Source organism: uncultured Brachyspira sp., from assembly GCF_944390845.1.
Taxonomy (GTDB): domain Bacteria; phylum Spirochaetota; class Brachyspiria; order Brachyspirales; family Brachyspiraceae; genus Brachyspira; species Brachyspira pulli.
In genome coordinates, this window is record NZ_CALXRM010000059.1 from 1 (window position 1) to 21,263 (window position 21,263).

Sequence of the window (21,263 nt, forward strand, 5' to 3'; positions counted from 1 at the left end):
GGCAAAGCCCCAGATATAAAAACAAAAATATAACTTTACTTTTGACAAAGTATAGTTGTTTAGGTATATACTAAAAAATTTTAAGTTTGTCAACCGATGCACTTTATATAGATATTATCAACTTTTTTACCGCACACGCTCTGCGGACTTCGTCAAAGTAGCTATATCCTCGACAAGCTCGGATACGCTTCGCGAAAACGCAATTGCTAGAACTTTATATTTTAAGAATATGTATTAAATATTGTATAAATCCTAGTTTTAGGTCAAAAATGCAGTTGTTTTGGTTCTTTTATACCAATAAAAGAACTGGGGTATGGGGCAAAGCCCCAGATATAAAAACAAAAATATAAATTTATTTTTGACAAAATATAATTGTTTAGGTATATACTAATTTTCTAAAAAATTTATAAAAATAAAATACATATTATAAAATCACTTGATATTTATTTGTAAAAATGTTATAATGGTCTAACAATGAGGGTTGTAAAATAGATAAATGTGAGTATTCATATTTTTCTGTTTTCTGCAAAAATAATAAAATCAAATTAGATAATAGGAGAATAGGATATGTCAGATAAGACAATATGTTTCTGTATGGCTGTAACAGAAAAACAAATCAGAGATGCTATCATTTCAAAAAAATTAAAAACAGTAGAAGAAGTTTCTAATGCAACTAAAGCTGGTACAGGCTGCGGCGGTTGTAAAGTAGCTATTCAGCAAATTTTAGATTCAATCAATAAATAAAAAATCAAAAAACATATTTATTTTATATCCCAATTATTAATTAGCGTATAACTTTATTATATGTTAATAATTAACTTAGATGGAGGTAGGAACATGTGGGAATATACAGATAAAGTAAAGGAGCATTTTATCAATCCTAGAAATGTAGGAGAGATAGAAAATCCTGATGCAGAAGCTATGACTGGAAGTATAGTTTGCGGTGATGCTTTAAAATTAACTTTAAGAATAGATAAAGCTACAGATAAAATAATAGATGCTAAATTTAAAACTTTTGGCTGTGCTTCAGCAATAGCAAGCAGCAGTATACTTACAGAGATGATAAAAGGAAAAACTCTTGATGAGGCTGCTAAAATAACAAACATAGATATAGCACAGGAATTAGGCGGACTTCCTGAAGAAAAAATGCATTGTTCTGTAATGGGAATGGAAACTTTGGAAAAAGCCATTAATAATTACAGAGGAATCAAAACAGAAGATGATGAGCATGATGAAGGTACTATAATCTGTAAATGTTTTGGTATAACAGATACTAAAATAAAAAGAGCTATAAGAGAAAATAAATTAAAAACAGTAGAAGAAGTAACTTTTTATACTAAAGCAGGCGGCGGATGCGGTGCTTGTAAAGTAAAAATTGAAGATATTTTGAATGAAGAATTGGCAGAAATGGAAAGAGAAGCTAAAAACGCTCCAATGACTACAGTTCAAAAAATCAAAAAGATTGAGGAAGCTTTGGAAAAAGTTATCAATCCTATGTTAAGATCAGACGGCGGAAGCTGCAGACTTGTAGATGTTGATGGTAATAAAGTTATCATCGAGTTTAAAGGTGCTTGTTCTGCTTGTGCTTCTTCAAAAAATACTTTGAAAGGTTTTGTAGAACCTAAAATTAAAGAGCTTGTTTCTAATGATTTAGAAGTTGTAGGTGTTTGATAGGAGTTGTTTATGTCAGATAAAAAAATAATATATTTTGATAACAATGCTACAACTAGAGTGTATGAAGAAGTATTAGATGCTATGCTTCCTTATTTTAAAGGACAGTATTTTAATCCTTCTAGTATGTATAGTCCAGCTGGTGCTGTACATAAAGAAATGGAAAAAGCTAGAGAACAAGTAGCTGATTTTTTAGGCTGCGAACCTATAGAGGTATGTTTCGTTTCTTGCGGAAGTGAAGGCGATAATATGGCTATTAGAGGAACTATAGAAGCTTATCCTACAAAGAACCATATTATAACTACAAAAGTTGAACACCCTGCTGTTATAGAAACTTGTAAATCTTTGGAAAGACATGGATACAGAGTTACTTATTTATCAGTTAATAATGACGGTAATATAGATATAAACGAATTAAAAAGTGCTTTAAATGAAAACACTGCAATTGTATCTATAATGTATGCCAATAATGAAACTGGTGTTATTAATCCTATTAAAGAAATAGGCGAATTAGTAAAAAGTGCTGGTGCTGTATTTCATGTTGATGCTGTTCAGGCTGCTGGTAAATTGCCTCTTAATATGAAAGAAGAATCTTATATTGATATGCTTACAATAGCAGGTCATAAGATTCATGCTCCTAAAGGAATAGGTGCTTTGTACATTAAAAATGGTACTAAGTTAAGAACTGTTCAAACAGGAGGACATCAGGAAAGAGGAAGAAGAGCAGGTACAGAGAATGTTCCTTATATTGTAGGTTTAGGTAAGGCAGCATCTATGGTTAAAGCTGAACTTCCTAAATTTATTGAACATACTTCAAAATTGAGAGATACTTTAGAAGCTGAAGTTATTAAAAGAATAACAGATATAAAAATTAATGGTAAGGGTGCTAATAGAGTAAGCAACACTACTAATATTAGTTTTAAAAATATAGAAGGTGAGGCAGTATTATTATTATTAGACGGTTATGGTATATGTACTTCAAGCGGAAGTGCATGTTCTTCAGGTACATTGGAGCCATCTCCAGTACTTCAGGCTATGGGAGTTCCTTTTGAATATGCTCATAGTTCTACAAGATTTTCTTTTTCTTTAGACAACACTATGGAAGAAGTAATGTATGCTGCTGATGCTATAGAAAAAATAGTAGCAAGACTTAGAGATATATCACCTTATAAAGATTAATTTTTAATAATAGCAAGAAAAATAATAGCTCGTCATATTTTTATGGCGGGCTTTTTTATTATAATTTGTATTAAAATTAAAAAATAAATTTATTGAATTAAATAAAATTATAATATATATAATTAATAAAGATGTTAGGATTATATAAAAAAGTATGAAAGAAATTTATAACTCTTTTATAAACAATTCTAATGACGATTTACTTGAACAAGGCAAATTATATTATAATGATGATAATTATGAAGAAGCTGTAAAATGTTTTAATAAAGTGAAAGAATTAAATCCTAATAGTGAATATTTTTATAAATAACAATTTCAATAAATATAAAGTTAATTAAAAATATTTTATATTTTTAAAGTTTAGTTTATACTGAAAATTTTAGAGTTTGTCAATTGATACACTTTATATAAATGTTATCTACTTTTTTGCCGCACAAAAAGTTGCTGCCTACGGCACGCAGAGCGAAAAACGCAATTGTCTAGAACTTTATATTTTAAAAATACTTATTAAATATAGGATATATCCTAAATTTATACTAAAATGCAGTTCTTTTGGTTCTTTTATACCAATAAAAGAACTGGGGTTCGGGGCAAAGCCCTGAAAATATTTTAAATTAAAAAAATTATTTCTGACAAACTGTATTTGTTTAGGTATATCCTAAATTTAGACCATAAATGCAGGCTTTTTTGTTTTTTGTGCCAATTCCACCCTAAAGGACTTCCTATGGTCGCAGGCATTTCATTCGGTCGCAAAAGAAGTGGGGTGTTGCGTAAGCACGCATAGCTGCACGCTGTGTGCTTTGCAGTGGGCAAAGCCCCAGATATAAAAACAAAAATATAAATTTATTTTTAACAAAATATAATTGTTTAGGTATATACATGAAATTATTATTGTTATTTATAGCAGCAATGTTTTATAGAAATACTTTGTGTTAAAATATTTAATAACTTTTTAGTTGTTGACTTAATAATTAATATTTATATACTAATAAAAAATAATTATTAGAGTGTATATATGGATTATAAAAAATTAAATGATATTATAGTTTCTATGAGAAGGGATTTGCATCAAATTCCTGAAGTAGGTACAGAACTTCCCAATACAAAAAATTATGTTATAAACAAATTAAAAGAATTAGGACTTTCTTATAAGGAATCTTCAATCGATTCAGGATTAGTTTGTGATATAGGGAACGGTGATAATATAGTAGCTATAAGAGCAGATATTGACGCTTTACCTATACAAGAAGAAACAGGATTTGAATACGCTTCTAAGAATGGTAATATGCATGCTTGCGGACATGATGCACATACAGCATGTCTTTTAGGTGCTGCACATTATTTATCAGAAAATAAATCAAGATTGAAAGGAACTGTAAGATTAGTTTTTCAAGCTGCTGAAGAATTGGCAGTAGGGGCACATAATATGCTTAATTCTGGTTTACTTAATGGAGTTAAAGCTATAATTGGAACTCATATTGGTACTTTAGCTGCAGATGTACCTAGCGGAGAGTTTGTTATTAAAGAAGGTCCTTTAATGGCATCTAATGACAGAGTATTTATAAAGATTGAAGGAAAAGGTGCACATGGAGCATATCCTCATCTTTCTATTGATCCTATATTAACAGCAAGCCAAATAATACAAGGTATTTACAATATTAAAAGCAGAGAAATATTAGCTACAGATCCTGTTATAATTTCAATATGTATGGTTCATGCTGGAACTCAATATAATGTAATACCTACAGAGGTAAGTATTGAAGGAACTTTCAGAACTTTTAAAGAGGAAAATAGAGCTTTCATTACTGATAGAATAAAAGAGATAGTAACTTCAATTGCATCAGCTAATAGAGCAAATGCAGAAGTAAAAATAGAACGCAGAGGTGCTCCTGTAGTTAATGATGAAAAAATAGCAGGAGAGCTGATTGAAGTTTGTAATGGGCTAGGATTTAAAAAAGCATCTCATTATAATTTATCTATGGCAGGCGAAGATTTTGCAGATTACAGAGAAAAAATTAATGGTGCATTTATGTTATTTTCTACAATGACAGAAAAGAATATACCTCATCATAACAGCAAATTTGAAATAGATGAATCTAAACTTTATCAGCCTTCTATTTTAATGAGTGAATGGGCAATTAAGCATTTAGAAAAATTAAGTTAAGAATTTTTTTTAAAACCCCGCCCTTTATGTTTTTGAGCTAGATTTGAAATAAAAATTTTATTTATTTTATAGCTTAAATAAAAAATATAGCACCCGCCCAAGTTGTTATTAGGTTTGAAGATTTAAATTAACGCACGCTGAGTGAAATTTTATAAAAGAATTAAATTAAAAATATAATTGTGATTATATTTATAGAGCCGCTTAACGTGCGTATTATTATATACTGAAAATTTTAGAGTTTTTCAAAAAATACAATTTTAAATTTATGTTATTTGTGGGGACTAGCCCCACCGCTCTGCGTACTTCGTAACACCCCCAGTTCTTTTGCGACCGTAGGGAGTGCCAGTGGTGTTGGCACAAAGAACCTATATCCTTGACAGGCTTGGATACGCTTCGCGAAAGACTGCATTTTTAGGGTATATCCTATATTTAATAGGCATGTTTTTAATATAAAGTTCTAGCAATTGCGTTTTCACGAAGCGTATCCGAGCATGTCGAGAATATAGCTACTTTGACGAAGTCCGCAGAGCGTATGCGGCGGGAAAAAGAACAATAAAAAATTGACAAACTTAAAAATTTTAAATATATAATAAAAAAGCATGCTAATTTTATTATCAGCATGCTTTATTATTTGTAAGTAAAAGTTTATTTAATTATAATACCTTTTGTTGGTATGTTTAAAACTTTTATTTCTGATTTTATTTTCTTTTTAATGAAGCTAACTTCCATAGCATTAGAAACTTTTTTAATTATCTTTTCATCATCTTTAACTAAAGCAAGTATTGAAGAACCAGCACCGCTAATAGTAACAGAATAAGCACCTGACTCTTTAGCTTGTTTAAATAACTCTTTAAGTCCAGGAATAAATTTTGCTCTATAATCTTGATGCAGTTTATCATCTGTAGCTACTTCAAGCAAATCAAGTCTGTTAGAAGATAATGCAGAAGTAAGAAGTGCTGCTCTTGAAATATTAAATATAGCATCTTGAAAACTTATTTCTTTAGGCAAAGCATTTCTTGCAATTTCTGTGCTTAAATGAAAATTTGGAATAGCTACTATAGCTTTTAAATTTTTTGGAGGCTTAATTTTTACATATTTGAAATCTTCATTTTTGCGTACAACACCAGATATTATTCCTCCAAGTATAGCAGGTGAAACATTATCAGGGTGACCTTCTAATTGAACAGACATGTTTAATATATCATCTTCAATAGAAAGTTTATTTCCAAGAATATAATTTGCAGTAAGAAGTCCTCCAATGATTGCTGCCGAACTGCTTCCAAGTCCGCGTGAAAGAGGTATTCTATTTATACATTTTATAATATATCCTTTTTCAGGTTTTGCTTTTAATTTTTTATATACTAATTTCATGGCATCGAGTATCATATTATTGTCTTTTGATATCTCGTTTTCACCTTCTCCGCTTATTTCAAATTCTATTTTTTTAGAATCTTCATTTGAGTATATATGTATTTCATTATATAAATCTAAAGCAAGACCTACACTGTCAAATCCTGAACCAATATTAGCAGAAGTAGCAGGTATTTTGAAAGTTACTAATTTTTTATTAGATTTATTATTTTTAGATTTATCCATAATTATATTCCTATTGCTTTCCTTATCTCATCAATATTGTTATCTACTTTTATAGGGGCATTGCAAATTTTTATAGCATTATCAGGATCTTTAAGACCATTACCTGTTAATACAGAAACTACAGTATCACCTTTATTTAATTTTCCAGCTTTATAAGTTTTTATAACACCAGCTAAAGAAGCAGCAGAAGCAGGCTCAGCAAATATACCTTCTTCTCTTGTAAGCATTTTATAAGCTTCTAATATTTCATCATCTGTAACAGAATCAATAAATCCGTTAGATTCATTAGCAGCATTAACAGCAAGTTTCCAGCTAGCAGGATTACCTATTTTTATAGCAGTAGCCAAAGTTTGAGGATTTTCTATAACTCTGTTTTGTACTATAGCAGCAGAACCTTCAGCCTCAAAACCTATCATTTTAGGTAAGTTTGATACTTTGCCGTTTTCTTTGTATTCTTTAAATCCCATCCAATAAGCAGATATATTTCCAGCATTTCCAACAGGTATAGCTAAATAGTCTGGAGCTTTTCCTAAAGTATCGCAAATTTCAAATGCAGAAGTTTTTTGTCCTTGAAGTCTGAAAGGGTTTATTGAATTTACTAATGTAATAGGATATTTATTTGTAATATCAACAACAGCCTTTAAAGCCTCATCAAAATTTCCTTTTATAGCTATAACTTTAGCACCATACATTAATGCCTGAGCTAATTTTCCTAAAGCTATGTTTCCATCTGGAATAACTACTATACATTGTATACCGCTTCTAGCAGCATAAGCAGCAGCAGATGCAGAAGTGTTTCCAGTAGAAGCACACATTATAGCTTTTGAACCTTCTTCAAGTGCTTTAGCAACAGCCATTACCATACCTCTGTCTTTAAATGAACCTGTAGGATTAAGTCCGTCATATTTAAAATATAATTCTATTCCTCCAAGTTCTTTTCCTATTTTTTCAGCTTTTATTAAAGGGGTATTTCCTTCATGTAAGGTTATTAATGGGGTTTTATCTGTTATAGGTAAATATTCCTTATATTCTCTTAAAAGTCCATTCCATGCTTTCATAATATATTCCTTTTTAATAATTATTGATTAATATAAAATAATTATTGTCAATAGTATTTGATATAGGATATAGCATAAACAATAATTTTTCAAGGATTTTATTTTTATTGGAAAAGTTTTTATTATTAGTTTTATAAAAAATGATTGTAATATTAATAATGTATGATATAATAGCCGGAAATAAAATTTGTAAAAAATAAATATTATGATTTATAAGAATTTAAAAACGAAACCGATTGTGCAAATGCTGCACATTGTAATAATCTTAAAAAAGATTGGAGATTAGCTTTTAGTTAGTTTCCAATCTTTTTTTTATTTTAAGGAAAAATCTAAAAAAAATTTAGAATTATAGGAAGGCAAAATTGAAACGTTATTTAATACTTGAAGACGGCAGCCATTATGAGGGCTATGGTTTTGGTTCTGATAATTTTAGAGTAGGTGAATTAGTATTTAATACAGCTATGACAGGTTATCAAGAAGTTTTATCTGATTTATCATATTGCGGACAAATAGCAGTTATGACTTATCCGCTAATTGGTAATTATGGTATAAACAGAGATGATTTTGAAAGTTTGAATCCTGCTATATTTGGATTCATAGTAAAAGAGGCATGTAAAAGTCCTAATAATTTTAGGAGTGCAGAAAATATAGATGAGTTCTTGAGGCTTAAAGGAATACCTGCTATAGAAAATATTGATACTAGGGCAATAACAAAAAAGATTAGAGAAGTAGGAACATTAAAAGCTATAATGAGCGATACTATAGAAAATAAAGATGATATAGTAAAAATGCTTAAAGAAACTCCATATATGAATGATCATGTTAAAAGAGTTTCTACAAAAAATGCATTTCCTATTCCTAATAGAGGAAAAAAAGTTGTGCTTATAGATTTTGGTGCAAAGCTCGGAATAATAAGAGAATTAAGTAAAAGAAATTGCGATTTAATAGTAGTTCCTTATGATACTGATGCTAAAACTATAATGAGTTTAAATCCAGATGGAATAATGCTTTCCAATGGCCCTGGGGATCCTAAAGATGTTAAAGATTCTATTAATACAATAAAAGAGCTTATAGGAAAGGTTCCAATATTTGGTATATGTTTAGGACATCAGCTTATAAGTTTGGCATGCGGTGCTAATACAATAAAATTAAAATTCGGACATAGGGGAGGAAATCACCCTGTTAAAGATTTAGAAACTAATAAAGTAAGCATTACAAGCCAAAATCACAGTTATGCTGTTGAAAAAGAAAGTTTACATAATACTGACTTAGTTTTGACTCATGTATCTTTGAATGACGGAAGCTGTGAGGGAGTAAAGCATAAAAAATATCCTGTATTCTCTGTTCAGTATCACCCAGAATCTAATCCTGGACCGGAGGACAGTAAGTATTTATTTGATAAGTTTATTAATATGATGAATGAAGGGGTAAAAAATGCCTAAAAGAACGGATATAAAGAAAATATTAGTAATAGGTTCTGGCCCTATAATTATAGGACAGGCTGCTGAATTTGATTATGCAGGTACTCAGGCATGTCAGTCTTTAAAAGAAGAAGGTTATGAGGTTGTACTTATAAATTCAAATCCTGCTACCATAATGACAGATACTGCAGTAGCTGATAAAGTTTATATAGAGCCTATTAATTTAGATTTTGCTAAAAGAATAATTTATAAAGAAAGACCAGATGCTATACTAGGTTCTCTTGGCGGACAGACTGGTTTAAATTTAGTTGTTGAGCTTGCCAATAGCGGTATATTAGATGAATATAATGTTGAAGTATTAGGTACTGATTTGAATGCTATAAATAGTGCTGAGGACAGAGAGCTTTTTAAACAGCTTATGAATGATATAAATGAGCCAGTTCCTGAAAGTGTTATAGTACATAGCGTTGAGGAAGCAATAGAGTTTGCAAATAAAATAGGTTATCACTTGGTTGTACGTCCTGCTTATACTCTTGGAGGTACAGGAGGCGGATTTGCACGCAATGAAAAAGAATTAATTGAGATATGTGAAACAGGTTTAAAAATAAGTCCTGTTCATGAATGTTTGGTTGAAAGAAGTATTGCCGGATACAAAGAAATAGAATATGAGGTAATGCGTGATAATAATGACAATGCTATAGTGGTATGTAATATGGAAAATGTGGATCCTGTTGGAATACATACAGGAGATAGTATAGTTGTTGCTCCTTGTCAGACATTAAGCGATATTGAAAGTCAAATGCTTAGAAATGTAAGTCTTAAAATAATAAGAGCATTAAAAATATGCGGAGGCTGTAATGTACAGATAGCATTAGATCCTCATAGTTTTAAGTATTATATAATAGAAGTTAATCCTAGAGTATCACGTTCAAGTGCTTTGGCAAGTAAAGCTACAGGTTATCCAATTGCTAAAATCAGTGCTAAAATAGCTGTAGGCATGACTTTAGATGAAATACTTAATCCTATAACTAAAAAAAGTTTTGCATGTTTTGAGCCTTCTATTGATTATGTAGTTACAAAATTCCCAAGACTTCCATTTGATAAATTCCCTAATGCCGACAGACAATTAGGTACGCAGATGAAAGCTACAGGCGAAGTTATGAGTATAGGACGTACTTTTGAAGAGTCATTTTTAAAAGCTGTTCGTTCTCTTGAAATAAAATGTGATCATATTATTCATAAAGATGTTTCTGAATATACTACTAAAAAATTATGGGAACGTATAGAATTAAGAGATGATTTAAGAATATTTATTATAGCTGAACTTTTAAGACGTAAAGAAGATATAAACGATATAATAGATATTACTCATATAGATAAATTCTTCTTAGATAAAATAAAAAATATAATTTCATTAGAAGAAAAATTATCTAAAAATAAAATGGATATAGAAGTTCTAAGAGAATGCAAAGAGAGAGGATTTTCAGACAGTTATATATCTAAAATTTGGAATATTGATGAAATGGATATATACAAATTAAGACATGAAAATGATATAGTACCAGTATACAAAATGGTTGATACTTGTGCTGGGGAATTTGAAAGTGAAACTCCTTATTTCTATTCCACTTATGAAAAGGAAAATGAATCTATAAAAAGCGATAAAGAAAGTATAATAGTTCTTGGTTCCGGCCCTATAAGAATTGGTCAGGGTGTAGAGTTTGATTATTCCACAGTTCATTCAGTTATGACTATAAGAGAAGCAGGTTATGAGGCTATAGTAATAAACAATAATCCGGAAACTGTTTCAACTGATTTTTCTATATCTGATAAACTTTATTTTGAACCTTTAACTATAGAAGATGTTATGCATATTCTAGAGCTTGAGAAACCTAAAGGAGTTATAGTACAGTTTGGAGGACAGACAGCAATCAATTTATCTGAAAAACTTGTGAAGCATGGAGTTAATATACTTGGTACTTCTTTGGAAAATATTAACAGAGCAGAAGACAGACATGAATTTGAAGAAATGTTAAAATCTCTTAATATACCTCAGCCTAAAGGTGAAACTGCAATAACAGTTGATGAGGCTTTAGCAATAGCAAAAGATATAGGATATCCTGTATTGGTTCGTCCTAGTTATGTACTTGGCGGACGTGCTATGGAAATAGTTTATAATGATGCTGCTTTGAAAATATATATGGAGACTGCAGTAAAAGAGGTGAGCAATAAAGCTCCTATACTTATTGATAAATACATTATAGGAAAGGAACTTGAAACTGATGCTATTGCTGATAGTGAACATAATGTATTTATACCCGGCGTAATGGAGCATATAGAGAGAGCTGGAATTCACTCTGGTGACTCTATAAGCGTATATCCTGCTCAAACTATTTCTCAAAAAGTAAAGGATAGTATTATTGATTATACTAAGAGAATAGGAGAAGGATTTAATTTTATAGGTCTTTATAATATACAATTTATAGTTGATAGAGATGATAATGTTTATGTACTTGAGGTTAATCCTAGAAGCAGCAGAACTGTACCGTTTTTAAGTAAAATAACTAATGTTCCAATGGCTAATATTGCTACTATGTGCATACTTGGCAAATCATTAAGAGAACAAGGTTATAATAATTTGTATAAAAAAGAATCTGATAAAGTATTTGTTAAAGCTCCTGTATTCTCTTTTGCTAAATTAAGAAGAGTAGATACTATACTTGGACCTGAAATGAAAAGTACTGGTGAGGCTTTGGGTTTTGATATTAATTTTGAAAAGGCATTGTATAAAGCTTTGATAGCAAGCGGAATCAGAATACCTTTACAAGGAAATGTTCTTTTTACAATAGCAGATGATAATAAACCTGAAATTTTAGATATGGCAAAAAGATTTTCTAATATAGGTTATGGAATATATGCTACAAAAGGAACAGCTGATTTTTTGAAAAAAGAAGGTTTATATGTAAAAGAAGTTTCAAAGATTGCTGATGAAGGAGTAGAAAATATAATAGATACCATAAGACTTGGAAAGGTTGATTATGTTATCAATACTATAAAAACAGATAAAAATACTCATTCCGATAGTTTAGAATTAAGACGTGCTTCTGCTGAAAATAATATATCATGTATTACTTCATTAGATACGGCTTATGCTTTACTTAGAGTAATAGAATCTATGAACTTTAGTATAATGCCTATTGCTTGATTATACTGAAACAAATATACTTTGTAAAATAGAATTAATATTTTTGAAGTTTGGGGCTTTGGTGAGAACACATACATGCTGATTTGTGTTCTTACACAAGCCCAATTTTTTGCACATAAGGAAGCATTTTATGGAAACTAGAAGGAATACCTGATGCACTTTATATAGAATTATCTACTTTTTTGCCGCACAAAAAAGTTTTTATCCTTCGGATACGCTACGCGAAAAACGCAACTGCTAGAACTTTATATAAAAAACATTCCTATTAAATATAGAATATATCCTAAAAATGCAGTCTTTTTGGTTCTTTGGGTCACCAAAAGAACTGGGGGTGTGGGGGCAAAGCCACCACAAACAATAAAATTGAAAAAACTAAAATTAGCAAAATATATTTGTTTAGGTATATACTAAAAATTTTAGAGTTTGTCATTTTTTTTATTCAACTTTTTCCCGCCGCACGCCATACCTAAAAGGCACTCCCTACGGTCGCAGGCGGACAGCGTTAAAGAACCAAAAAGTGCAAATATAAAATTAGTATTAAATCATACTAATCATGTTTTACATGTAAGATAGGTTATTAATTTAAGCTAAAATATAGTCCTTCGCCGTAGGCGGGCTGTGCCTGCTTCTTTGTGGCACGCCATACCTAAAGGTACTCCTTTCAGTCGCAGTACTTCCTTGGTCGCAAAAGAAGTGGGGTGCTTCACGCTGTGTACTTCGTAAGGGCAAAGCCCCAAATATAAAACCAAAACATAAATTTATTTTTGACAAAGTATATTTGTTTAGGTATATATTAATAATAAATTAAAAAAGATGGGTAGATTTTTCTATTCATCTTTTTTATTTTAAATGCTTTTAATAATTCAAAAAATATTTATAATAAATTTGTTTTTATTAATACAATTTTATAATAAGGATTAATATATGAGTTTAGAAAATAAGCTTAAATCTGCAATATTAGGTATGGCTGTTGGCGATGCTTTAGGCGTTCCTTATGAATTTATTTCTAGGGATATTATAAAAAAGAATCCTTGTAAAGATATGATTGGATACGGCACTCATAATAAAAAAGCAGGCACTTGGTCTGATGATACAAGTTTAACATTATGTTTACTTGATAATTTGAATAATAAAAATATAAATTATAATGATATTATGGATAGTTTTGCATTATGGTATGATAAAGGTCGTTACACTGCTGACGGAGATACATTTGATATTGGAATAACAACGAGAGATGCTATAGATAATTATAAAAGCGGAAAAAATCCTATAAAATGCGGACTTTCTGATGAATATAGTAATGGAAACGGCTCTTTGATGAGGATACTTCCTATTGCATTTTATATAAAAAAATATTTTGATGGTAAATTATTTGATAATAGTGAAGTGATAAATATAATATACAATATTTCTTCATTAACTCATTCTCATAAAAGAAGTTTAATAGCTTGTGTAATATATACTGCCATAGCATTGAATTTAATAAATGATATGAACATTGAAGAAGCCATTAATAAAGCATTAAAAGATTCTTTTGATTATTATAAAAATGAAAAAGAGATTAATAATTACAAAAGGATATTTGACTCTAATTTTAAAAAACTCAATGATACAAAAATAGAAAGCAGCGGATATGTTGTTCATACATTAGAGGCTTCTATATGGATATTATTAAATACTTCAAACTACAAAGATGCAGTATTAAAAGCCGTTAATTTGGGAGAGGATACTGATACTACTGCGGCAGTTGCTGGAGGACTTGCAGGTTTATATTATGGTGTAGATAATATTCCAAGTGAGTGGATTGATACTTTAGTTAATAAAGAATTGATAATTAATATTTGCACTAAATTTTTGAAATAATTATATTTATTGGAATTAATATGACAAAAATTAATTTTTCTATCATATATAAAATAGTAATAATTATAATTGGTGCTTTTGCTGTGTTTCATGGATTTTTCTATGATAATTTTAAATTTGATATAGAAACAGCATACTATTTTACATATCAAAGTAATATACTTGTAATAGTTTATTTTATTTTAGATATTTTTAGTATTATAAAGAAAAAAGAAACATTTTATCCAAGATTTAAAGGTGCAGTTACAATGTCAATAACTGTTACATTTTTAGTATATCATTTTTTATTAAGCCCAACGGCTGATAAATACGAAGGTTTGGCATATATAAGAAATTTAATAGTTCATTATATAGTTCCAATTATGACTATTTTTGATTATATAATTTTTGATAAGAAAGGAATTTATAAAATAATTGATCCTTTGCTTTGGCTTATAATACCATTTGTATATTTTGCTTTTATACTTATAAGGGCTAGAATAGGAAGTCCTTTTTCAGACGGAAGTTATTATCCTTATTTCTTTGTTGATATAGATAAATACGGACTTAAAACTGTATTAAGAAATGTATTTTTTATAACTTTGTTTTTTGCTTTTTTGGGTTATATAGAATATTTTATTGACAGATTGTTTAATAAAGTTATTAGTAAACATAATAAATAATTTTACTTTTTTATTTAATTGTATATAATAGCTTACATATAGATAAAAGGATTTTACATGATTATAAATACTATAATAGAAAAAGATGAAAATGGATATTTTGCCTTTGTGCCAGAACTTAAAGGCTGTGTAAGTGAAGGTGAAACTTTTGAAGAAGTTAAGTCAAATATAAAGGAAGCTATAGAACTTTATTTAGAAAGTATGAGTGAAGATGAATTAAAGCAATTAGAAAATAAAGATTATTCAATAACTCCTATAGAGGTTGCAGTTGAAAGATAAATTACCTAAATTAAACGCCAAAGAAGCTGAAAAACTTTTATTTGATAATGGTTTTGTTTTAGATAGACAAAAGGGAAGCCATAGAATATATAAAAAAGATAATAAACGAATGGTTATCCCTTTTCATACTTCTAAAATATTGCATCCTAAAATAATAAAAGAACTGTTTGATATTATAGAATAATTTTTAAAGTGCCTGATTAAAAGCTGTAATCAAGCACTTTAATATTACTTAATTTTATTTATTAAATTCATCTTATATGGCATTAATTATATCTATTATTTTTGCAGCCATATTTTCAGGAGTTTTTACTTCTACCAACTTTAATTCATTATTGATACCGAAATAATATACATATTCTCCATCATGCCAAGCTACATCGCAGTGATTTTGTAATATTTTATACATTTTATAATTATTTCATTTTTCTAAAAAAGTGATAAAAAAATATATTTAATTTATATTCAAAAAAAGCGTCAAAATTTGTCATGTCCATAAATTATAATTAAATTAAAAATTTAAAAGGATATAATCTTATGGAAGAATTAAACAGACAAAATAAAAAATATATTATACAAGATAAAAACGATTACTATTATAGTAAACATTCATTAAATTATTTTTTAGAAGAACTTGATAAACTTATAGAGAAAAATAATATAGAAATAAAAGAAGAAGATAAACTCATAATAAATGATCATCATAATTGTTCAGTATATACTTTTATAAGAGTATTAGAAAAATATTTAATAAGAATTAACTTTGAACAGTTTGTGCATCCAGACCCAGAAACTCAGAAAGATTTATTGGATTGGGGTGAATATAAATGTTTATTAGAAAAGGATAAATTTCCAGATATTTATGAAGAGTATCATAATGATAAATTTCCTATACTAGATGATGAGTTTTCAGAATTGCATGTATATGTAGAAGATGATGGAATGTATGAACTATTAATTCCTTCTTGGCATTATGAATATGATGACGGCGAGTACAGAGATTTTATAGAAAAAGAAAGAAAAGAGTATGATGAAGAAGATAAAAAAGAAATGATTTCTGAAAAGTATAGAAAGAACGGATATATATATTTTGAAACTAAAGAATTAGTTGATGAGTTTTTTGAAAGCGGGGAAGTTGATTCAAGAACTTGGTCTAGCGAATGGGGAAGCGAAAATAAAAATGAAGCAATGAAGTATTTTGACGAAAGGCTTGATAAACATTGGGAAGAAGAATACCAAAGAGAATTGGATAAATACAATATCACAGATGATGATGATTGTATGAAAAGTTATATTATATATGATGAAGAAGATATTGATTATTATTTTGAAAATAGAGATTTATTTTCATTTCCATTTTTTATAACAGGATACAATGAATTATTTGAGCATTTTTATAAAAAGCTGATGAAAGACAGAGAAGAAGTTAATAATTCTATAAATGATGATATAAAAGAGAAATGCGACAGACTATTATATGATTATATTTTGGGTTACAGTCCTAATCATAGATTTGCTCCTAATAAAGCCCTTTATGTATTAAAAGAATATATCAAAGAAAATTACAAAGATAATTCCAAAGAGTATATTGATTTGGTTTTAAGGTACATTATGAATTATACAAGACATTTAGACAGGGATAAACTTATAGAAAGATATTTCAAAGGTGATAAGAGATTTTTATATAAGCTGTAATTATTTATACTGATTTATTATTTAAAAACCTCCCGTGAAGCCGTTTTTTGTACCTCTATATAATTAAAAATAATAAAAATATAGGAGCTACACTATGAAAAAATCATACACTTTAGAAGAAATTGAAAATATAATAAACAAAGAGTTTTCTTATGAACTTGATGAAACTGATTCAACTGAAGCAGATAACAATTCAGATAATAATGAAAATGCTGAAGATTATCAAAACAATGATGAGAATAATAATAAAAATATAATTGATGAAGTTATAGAGGTATTAAAAGAGTATATTAAAAAAGATAAAAATAATACAAAAGCTTTAACTTTATTAGGAAGGGCATATTATTCTAATAGAGATAATAAAAAAGCAGAAAAGCTATTTAAAAAAGTTTTGTTAATAAATCCTAATGATGATAAAGCATTATACTATAAGGCAGCCAATTATATATATTGTTTCAGTAGAAATGAAAACTATAATGAAGCATTAAAACTTATTAAAAAAGCTATAGAATTAAATGCAAATGATTCAGCATATTGGTATATTTTGGGATATATTAATTATAAAAATGAAAATTATTATGCGGCAATAGAGTATGCTGAAAAAGCAGTTAAGTTAAATAAAAGTTATGTTTTTGATTATGATAATTATTTAGAATATTATCTTACTGTGATAGGAGAATCATATTTTAAATTGGGTAAATATGATGAAGCAATAGAAGTGTTTAAAGAAATAATAAAACTTCCTTTGCATGATGAAAGCGATTTTATGTATTTAGGATTATCATATTTTGCGAAAAAAGAATATGATAAGGCAATAGAAAATTATGAGAAAGTATTAGAAATCGATCCTTCTTGTGATTATATTGAAAATACTAGTGCAATAAATGCATTAGCTAAATCTTATATGGCTTTAGGAGAGTATCAGAAAGGTATTGATGCATATAAAGAATATATTAAAAAATATGAATGGCGTTGGATAAGATATCTATATAATAAAGATATTGAAGACTATAAATATTTGATAGAAGCATTTAATCAGCTTATAGAAGAAGAGCCTAGTAATTTTGAATATTATGATGGATTAGAAACTATATATTCTTATGATTTGAATATATGTGATAAAGCGGCTAATGTACTTGAAAAATATTTACTGAATAATAAAGAGAATATTAATTATAGAGTTTATGGAACTTTAGCTGATTTATATAAAAATATTTACAGATATGATGAAGCTATTGAAATGTGTAATAAACTTATGGAAATTAATGATTTTGATCGTTATTATTATTCTCTTTTAGGAAATATTTATCAAGAAATTAAAAATTATGATAGGGCTATAGAGATGTACGAAAAATATTTGAATTTTGAATGCAGAAGCAATGAAAATGTTTATTGTAATATGGCAAAATTATTGGGTTTATATGAGAAGCTTTCAAAAAAGGATAAAAGAGATTTATTTATTAATAAAGCTATTAATTATTATATTGATAAGAATGATTATAAAGGATTATATAATTTATATTTGCATATAGGTGAAAAATATAAGGCTATTAAATATTATCAAAAATATATAAATTTAGATGATAATAAAAAATATGGGTATGATTTTACAGCTATTGCAGAAATTTATGAAAGTTTGGGAGAAAAGGAAAATGCAGAAAAATATTATAAAAAAGCAATAGAGATTTATGAAAATGAAAAAGATAAAAATTCTTGGGATTTAGAGAGTATAGGAGATTTATATAATTCTATAGGTAATAAAAATAAAGCTGTTGAAGCATATAAAAAAGCTATAAAACTTGAAATAAAAAGTGCTAGTTGTATTTTCAGAAGAGAAAACAGATGGGAGAGAAAAGAATTTAAAGGTTATTATTCAAAGGAAATAGGCAATTTATATATGAAAATAGATAATAAAAATAAGGCATTAAAGTGCTATAAACATGCTGTTTCATTAGAACCTAATCGTGAAGAGTATTATATATCAATTGCTGAAGTTTATAATGATCTTAATGAAAAAGACTTGGCAAAAGAATATTATCAAAAAGCTATAGATATTGATAAAAAATATTTTGAGACTCGTCCATATAGATGTGATACTTTAAAAGAAATGGCTGAATTATATTTAAAAATTGATGATAAAGAAAATGCCAAAGAGTGTTACAAAAAAATTTTAGAAATCAATATTTATGATGATGAAGCTAAAGATTTTTTAAAAACACTTGATTAATAATATAAAATTTTATTAGTAGTATGAAAATATATTGAAAACATTATTTATATTTGTTATACTACTAATATTAAGGGGGCTATTATGGGAAAATTATATTCTTTGGAAGAAATAGAGAAAATTATTAATGATTTTATTATTCATTCATTAGATGAAGATTATGAGAAAATAACTGAAATTATTAGCATGTTTGATGAATCATTAGCTGAATATGAAAACTATAATAAAGCTTTATTTTTATTAGGTATGGCTTATTATTCAACTTGGCAATTTGAATGTATAGATATATTTAAAAAGGCTGCTGTATTAGAAAAGGATAATGATAAATATTGGTATTTTTTATCTAAATCTTATTTTGAAAAAGGAAAATATGATAAGTCTAAAAAAATTCTTAAAAAGACATTAAAATTAAATGCCAATGATTCTGCTTATTGGTTTTTATTAGGTAGAATTTATTTTATATCAAAAGATTATGAGAAGTCATTACGCTTTTATAAAAGAGCTATGATGTTAAATAATACTAATATTGTTGACAGAGAAAATAGTATTTATCATTATATACGCTATATTGCTGAGAATTATTTTCAATTAAAAAAATATAATAAAGTTATAAAGTATTATAATAAAATAGAAAAAGAATATAATTTCAATGAATATGATTATATGTATTTGGCTTTGTCGTATAAAAAAATAAAAAATTATGATAAAGCTATAGAAAATTTTAAAAAGGCTTTAGAAATTAATAATCGCAGCTATTTATATAGTGAAGAATCTCCATGCATAAATCATTTAGCAAAGACATATATAAAAATAGGTAAGTATAGGGAAGCTATTGAATTATATAAAGAGTTTATAAAAAAAGAATCTAATGGAAATGGATTAATACTTATTCCGTATAGTCTTAATGGTATAGATGATTATAAATATTTAATAACAGCTTTTGATGAACTTATAGAAGAAGAACCTCATAATTTAAATTATTATAATGATCTTTTTTCTATATATAAATTTAATTTAAATTTATATGATAAAGCTATTGAAGTGTATGAAAAATATATATCAAATAATACAGGTATTGACTCTGGTATTTATGAGAAATTATCTTCCTTATATTCTCAAGTATTTAGATATGATAAGGCTATCGAAACTTATAATAAATTGATAGAGATAAATGGAGAAAATGAATCTTATTATATTTCACTTGGAGAGCTTTATAACACAATAGTAGATTATGATAGAGCTGTATATTTTTATGAAAAAGTTATTAATCTTGAAAGTATTTATCAAAATACTTTTGAAGAGATTTGTATATTGCTTTTAGATTTATATACTAAACTTTCAAGATTTGATGATAGAAACGCTCTTATAAGTAAGGTTTATAATTATTATCTTAATGAAGAAGATTATAATAATATTGCTAATTTATATATTCATATAGGAGAAAAAGATAAGGCTATAGAGATTTATAAAAAGATAATAGAATTAGATACATATAGTAATATAGATTGTACGGATTATTATGTAAAGATTGCTGATATTTATAAAGAAATAAATCAAGAGTGTACAGCAAATGAATATTATCAAAAGGCCATAGATATTTATGAAGAAAAATTAAAAACAGATGATTCAGGATATTATTTAGGTTTATTATGCAATTTGTATATGATTATTGGCAATAAAGATAAAGCTGTTTTATATTATAAAGAATATATAGAAATGCTTATAAAAGAAAGTAAAGCAGAAATGGAAAATGAAGGAACAGATCATATCAGTTGGTCTAAGGCATTAGAAATAGCATCTTCATATAGAAAAATAGGAGATTTTGAAAATGCTATAAAATATTATGAATATGCTTTATATGATAATGCAGATCTTGAATACTGTTATGATTCGATTGCCGAAATTTATGATGAGATTAATGAAAAAGAAAAGTCAAAAGAATATTATCAAAAGTCAATAGATATTCATAAAAAATATTTTGAAACACATTCATATCATTGTGATAGTCTAAAAGAAATGGCAAAATTATATTTAAAAATTGATGATAAAGAAAAAGCTAAAGAATGTTATCAAAAAGTTTTGGATATAAATATTTACGATAATGAAGCTAAAGAGTATTTAGAAAAATTGAATATATAAAATTTTTGATAATTATATTTTGTTAGTATATACCTAAACAACTATATTTTGTCAATTTTCAAACAGATGAAAGTTCTCTGCTAATACTATTGATAATTCAC

General features: G+C 27.6%; 17 protein-coding genes. 14 read left to right on the forward strand and 3 right to left on the reverse strand.

Annotation, left to right across the window (positions count from 1 at the left end; genetic code table 11):
* Nucleotides 1-567 precede the first annotated feature (567 nt).
* The 5 genes from Q0K52_RS11130 to Q0K52_RS11150 all read left to right on the forward strand — a co-directional run bounded on the left by Q0K52_RS11130 (nt 568) and on the right by Q0K52_RS11150 (nt 5,014).
* The gene (locus Q0K52_RS11130; RefSeq protein ID WP_297299404.1) at nt 568-744 is read left to right on the forward strand and encodes a (2Fe-2S)-binding protein; all 177 of its coding nucleotides are present in this window, start codon (nt 568-570) and stop codon (nt 742-744) included.
* 93 nt (nt 745-837) lie between these two features.
* Nucleotides 838-1,671 carry a Fe-S cluster assembly protein NifU gene (gene nifU, locus Q0K52_RS11135; RefSeq protein ID WP_297299406.1) on the forward strand — a complete coding sequence of 278 codons (834 nt, stop codon included), beginning with the start codon at nt 838-840 and terminating at the stop codon, nt 1,669-1,671.
* Between the two features lie 12 nt (nt 1,672-1,683).
* Nucleotides 1,684-2,850 (forward strand): cysteine desulfurase NifS, encoded by a 1,167-nt coding sequence (gene nifS, locus Q0K52_RS11140; RefSeq protein ID WP_297299407.1) that lies wholly within the window; start codon nt 1,684-1,686, stop codon nt 2,848-2,850.
* A 154-nt stretch (nt 2,851-3,004) separates the two neighbouring features.
* The gene (locus Q0K52_RS11145; RefSeq protein WP_297299409.1) at nt 3,005-3,160 is read left to right on the forward strand and encodes a tetratricopeptide repeat protein; all 156 of its coding nucleotides are present in this window, start codon (nt 3,005-3,007) and stop codon (nt 3,158-3,160) included.
* A gap of 705 nt (nt 3,161-3,865) precedes the next feature.
* Nucleotides 3,866-5,014 (forward strand): M20 family metallopeptidase, encoded by a 1,149-nt coding sequence (locus Q0K52_RS11150; protein WP_297299411.1) that lies wholly within the window; start codon nt 3,866-3,868, stop codon nt 5,012-5,014.
* Nucleotides 5,015-5,659: 645 nt separating this feature from the next.
* Here Q0K52_RS11150 and thrB read toward each other — a convergent pair.
* Together thrB and thrC are read right to left on the reverse strand one after the other, a co-directional pair.
* Nucleotides 5,660-6,610, reverse strand: coding sequence for a homoserine kinase (thrB, locus tag Q0K52_RS11155; RefSeq protein WP_297299413.1), 951 nt, complete (start codon nt 6,608-6,610; stop codon nt 5,660-5,662).
* 2 nt (nt 6,611-6,612) lie between these two features.
* On the reverse strand, nt 6,613-7,668 hold the full coding sequence (gene thrC / locus Q0K52_RS11160; RefSeq protein ID WP_297299415.1) for a threonine synthase: 1,056 nt from the start codon (nt 7,666-7,668) through the stop codon (nt 6,613-6,615).
* Between the two features lie 362 nt (nt 7,669-8,030).
* Here thrC and carA point away from each other — a divergent pair, with 362 nt between their 5' ends.
* The 6 genes from carA (at nt 8,031) to Q0K52_RS11190 (ending at nt 15,285) form a co-directional block, all read left to right on the forward strand.
* Nucleotides 8,031-9,110 carry a glutamine-hydrolyzing carbamoyl-phosphate synthase small subunit gene (gene carA / locus Q0K52_RS11165; RefSeq protein ID WP_297299417.1) on the forward strand — a complete coding sequence of 360 codons (1,080 nt, stop codon included), beginning with the start codon at nt 8,031-8,033 and terminating at the stop codon, nt 9,108-9,110.
* Nucleotides 9,103-12,294 (forward strand): carbamoyl-phosphate synthase large subunit, encoded by a 3,192-nt coding sequence (gene carB, locus Q0K52_RS11170; protein ID WP_297299419.1) that lies wholly within the window; start codon nt 9,103-9,105, stop codon nt 12,292-12,294. The genes carA and carB overlap by 8 nt, the downstream gene beginning before the upstream one ends.
* Nucleotides 12,295-13,218: 924 nt before the next feature.
* A complete protein-coding gene (locus tag Q0K52_RS11175; protein WP_297299421.1) occupies nt 13,219-14,160 on the forward strand; it encodes an ADP-ribosylglycohydrolase family protein in 942 nt (313 codons plus the stop codon).
* A gap of 20 nt (nt 14,161-14,180) precedes the next feature.
* The gene (locus Q0K52_RS11180; protein WP_297299423.1) at nt 14,181-14,822 is read left to right on the forward strand and encodes a Pr6Pr family membrane protein; all 642 of its coding nucleotides are present in this window, start codon (nt 14,181-14,183) and stop codon (nt 14,820-14,822) included.
* Nucleotides 14,823-14,879: 57 nt separating this feature from the next.
* Nucleotides 14,880-15,101 (forward strand): type II toxin-antitoxin system HicB family antitoxin, encoded by a 222-nt coding sequence (locus tag Q0K52_RS11185; RefSeq protein WP_048594727.1) that lies wholly within the window; start codon nt 14,880-14,882, stop codon nt 15,099-15,101.
* Complete coding sequence (locus Q0K52_RS11190) at nt 15,091-15,285, forward strand: type II toxin-antitoxin system HicA family toxin (protein WP_297299424.1); 195 nt, start codon at nt 15,091-15,093, stop codon at nt 15,283-15,285. The genes Q0K52_RS11185 and Q0K52_RS11190 overlap by 11 nt, the downstream gene beginning before the upstream one ends.
* 72 nt (nt 15,286-15,357) lie before the next feature.
* Here Q0K52_RS11190 and Q0K52_RS11195 read toward each other — a convergent pair whose 3' ends face one another.
* Nucleotides 15,358-15,510 (reverse strand): hypothetical protein, encoded by a 153-nt coding sequence (locus tag Q0K52_RS11195; protein WP_297299426.1) that lies wholly within the window; start codon nt 15,508-15,510, stop codon nt 15,358-15,360.
* A 128-nt stretch (nt 15,511-15,638) separates the two neighbouring features.
* On the opposite strand from Q0K52_RS11195, the gene Q0K52_RS11200 reads away from it, so the two are divergent.
* The 3 genes from Q0K52_RS11200 (at nt 15,639) to Q0K52_RS11210 (ending at nt 21,162) form a co-directional block, all read left to right on the forward strand.
* Complete coding sequence (locus Q0K52_RS11200; RefSeq protein WP_297299428.1) at nt 15,639-16,796, forward strand: hypothetical protein; 1,158 nt, start codon at nt 15,639-15,641, stop codon at nt 16,794-16,796.
* A gap of 94 nt (nt 16,797-16,890) precedes the next feature.
* The gene (locus tag Q0K52_RS11205) at nt 16,891-19,023 is read left to right on the forward strand and encodes a lipopolysaccharide assembly protein LapB (protein WP_297299430.1); all 2,133 of its coding nucleotides are present in this window, start codon (nt 16,891-16,893) and stop codon (nt 19,021-19,023) included.
* Nucleotides 19,024-19,107: 84 nt separating this feature from the next.
* A complete protein-coding gene (locus Q0K52_RS11210; RefSeq protein ID WP_297299432.1) occupies nt 19,108-21,162 on the forward strand; it encodes a tetratricopeptide repeat protein in 2,055 nt (684 codons plus the stop codon).
* Nucleotides 21,163-21,263: the final 101 nt, after the last annotated feature.

Bases quoted from the DNA above. Each gene is read 5' to 3' on its own strand.
- Q0K52_RS11185 (WP_048594727.1), top strand. From the start codon at position 14,880: ATGATTATAAATACTATAATAGAAAAAGATGAAAATGGATATTTTGCC.
- Q0K52_RS11130 (WP_297299404.1), top strand. From the start codon at position 568: ATGTCAGATAAGACAATATGTTTCTGTATGGCTGTAACAGAAAAACAA.
- Q0K52_RS11145 (WP_297299409.1), top strand. From the start codon at position 3,005: ATGAAAGAAATTTATAACTCTTTTATAAACAATTCTAATGACGATTTA.
- Q0K52_RS11150 (WP_297299411.1), top strand. From the start codon at position 3,866: ATGGATTATAAAAAATTAAATGATATTATAGTTTCTATGAGAAGGGAT.
- Q0K52_RS11210 (WP_297299432.1), top strand. From the start codon at position 19,108: ATGGGAAAATTATATTCTTTGGAAGAAATAGAGAAAATTATTAATGAT.
- thrB (WP_297299413.1), bottom strand. From the start codon at position 6,610: ATGGATAAATCTAAAAATAATAAATCTAATAAAAAATTAGTAACTTTC.
- Q0K52_RS11175 (WP_297299421.1), top strand. From the start codon at position 13,219: ATGAGTTTAGAAAATAAGCTTAAATCTGCAATATTAGGTATGGCTGTT.
- Q0K52_RS11205 (WP_297299430.1), top strand. From the start codon at position 16,891: ATGAAAAAATCATACACTTTAGAAGAAATTGAAAATATAATAAACAAA.
- Q0K52_RS11180 (WP_297299423.1), top strand. From the start codon at position 14,181: ATGACAAAAATTAATTTTTCTATCATATATAAAATAGTAATAATTATA.
- thrC (WP_297299415.1), bottom strand. From the start codon at position 7,668: ATGAAAGCATGGAATGGACTTTTAAGAGAATATAAGGAATATTTACCT.
- Q0K52_RS11195 (WP_297299426.1), bottom strand. From the start codon at position 15,510: ATGTATAAAATATTACAAAATCACTGCGATGTAGCTTGGCATGATGGA.
- carB (WP_297299419.1), top strand. From the start codon at position 9,103: ATGCCTAAAAGAACGGATATAAAGAAAATATTAGTAATAGGTTCTGGC.
- nifS (WP_297299407.1), top strand. From the start codon at position 1,684: ATGTCAGATAAAAAAATAATATATTTTGATAACAATGCTACAACTAGA.
- nifU (WP_297299406.1), top strand. From the start codon at position 838: ATGTGGGAATATACAGATAAAGTAAAGGAGCATTTTATCAATCCTAGA.
- Q0K52_RS11200 (WP_297299428.1), top strand. From the start codon at position 15,639: ATGGAAGAATTAAACAGACAAAATAAAAAATATATTATACAAGATAAA.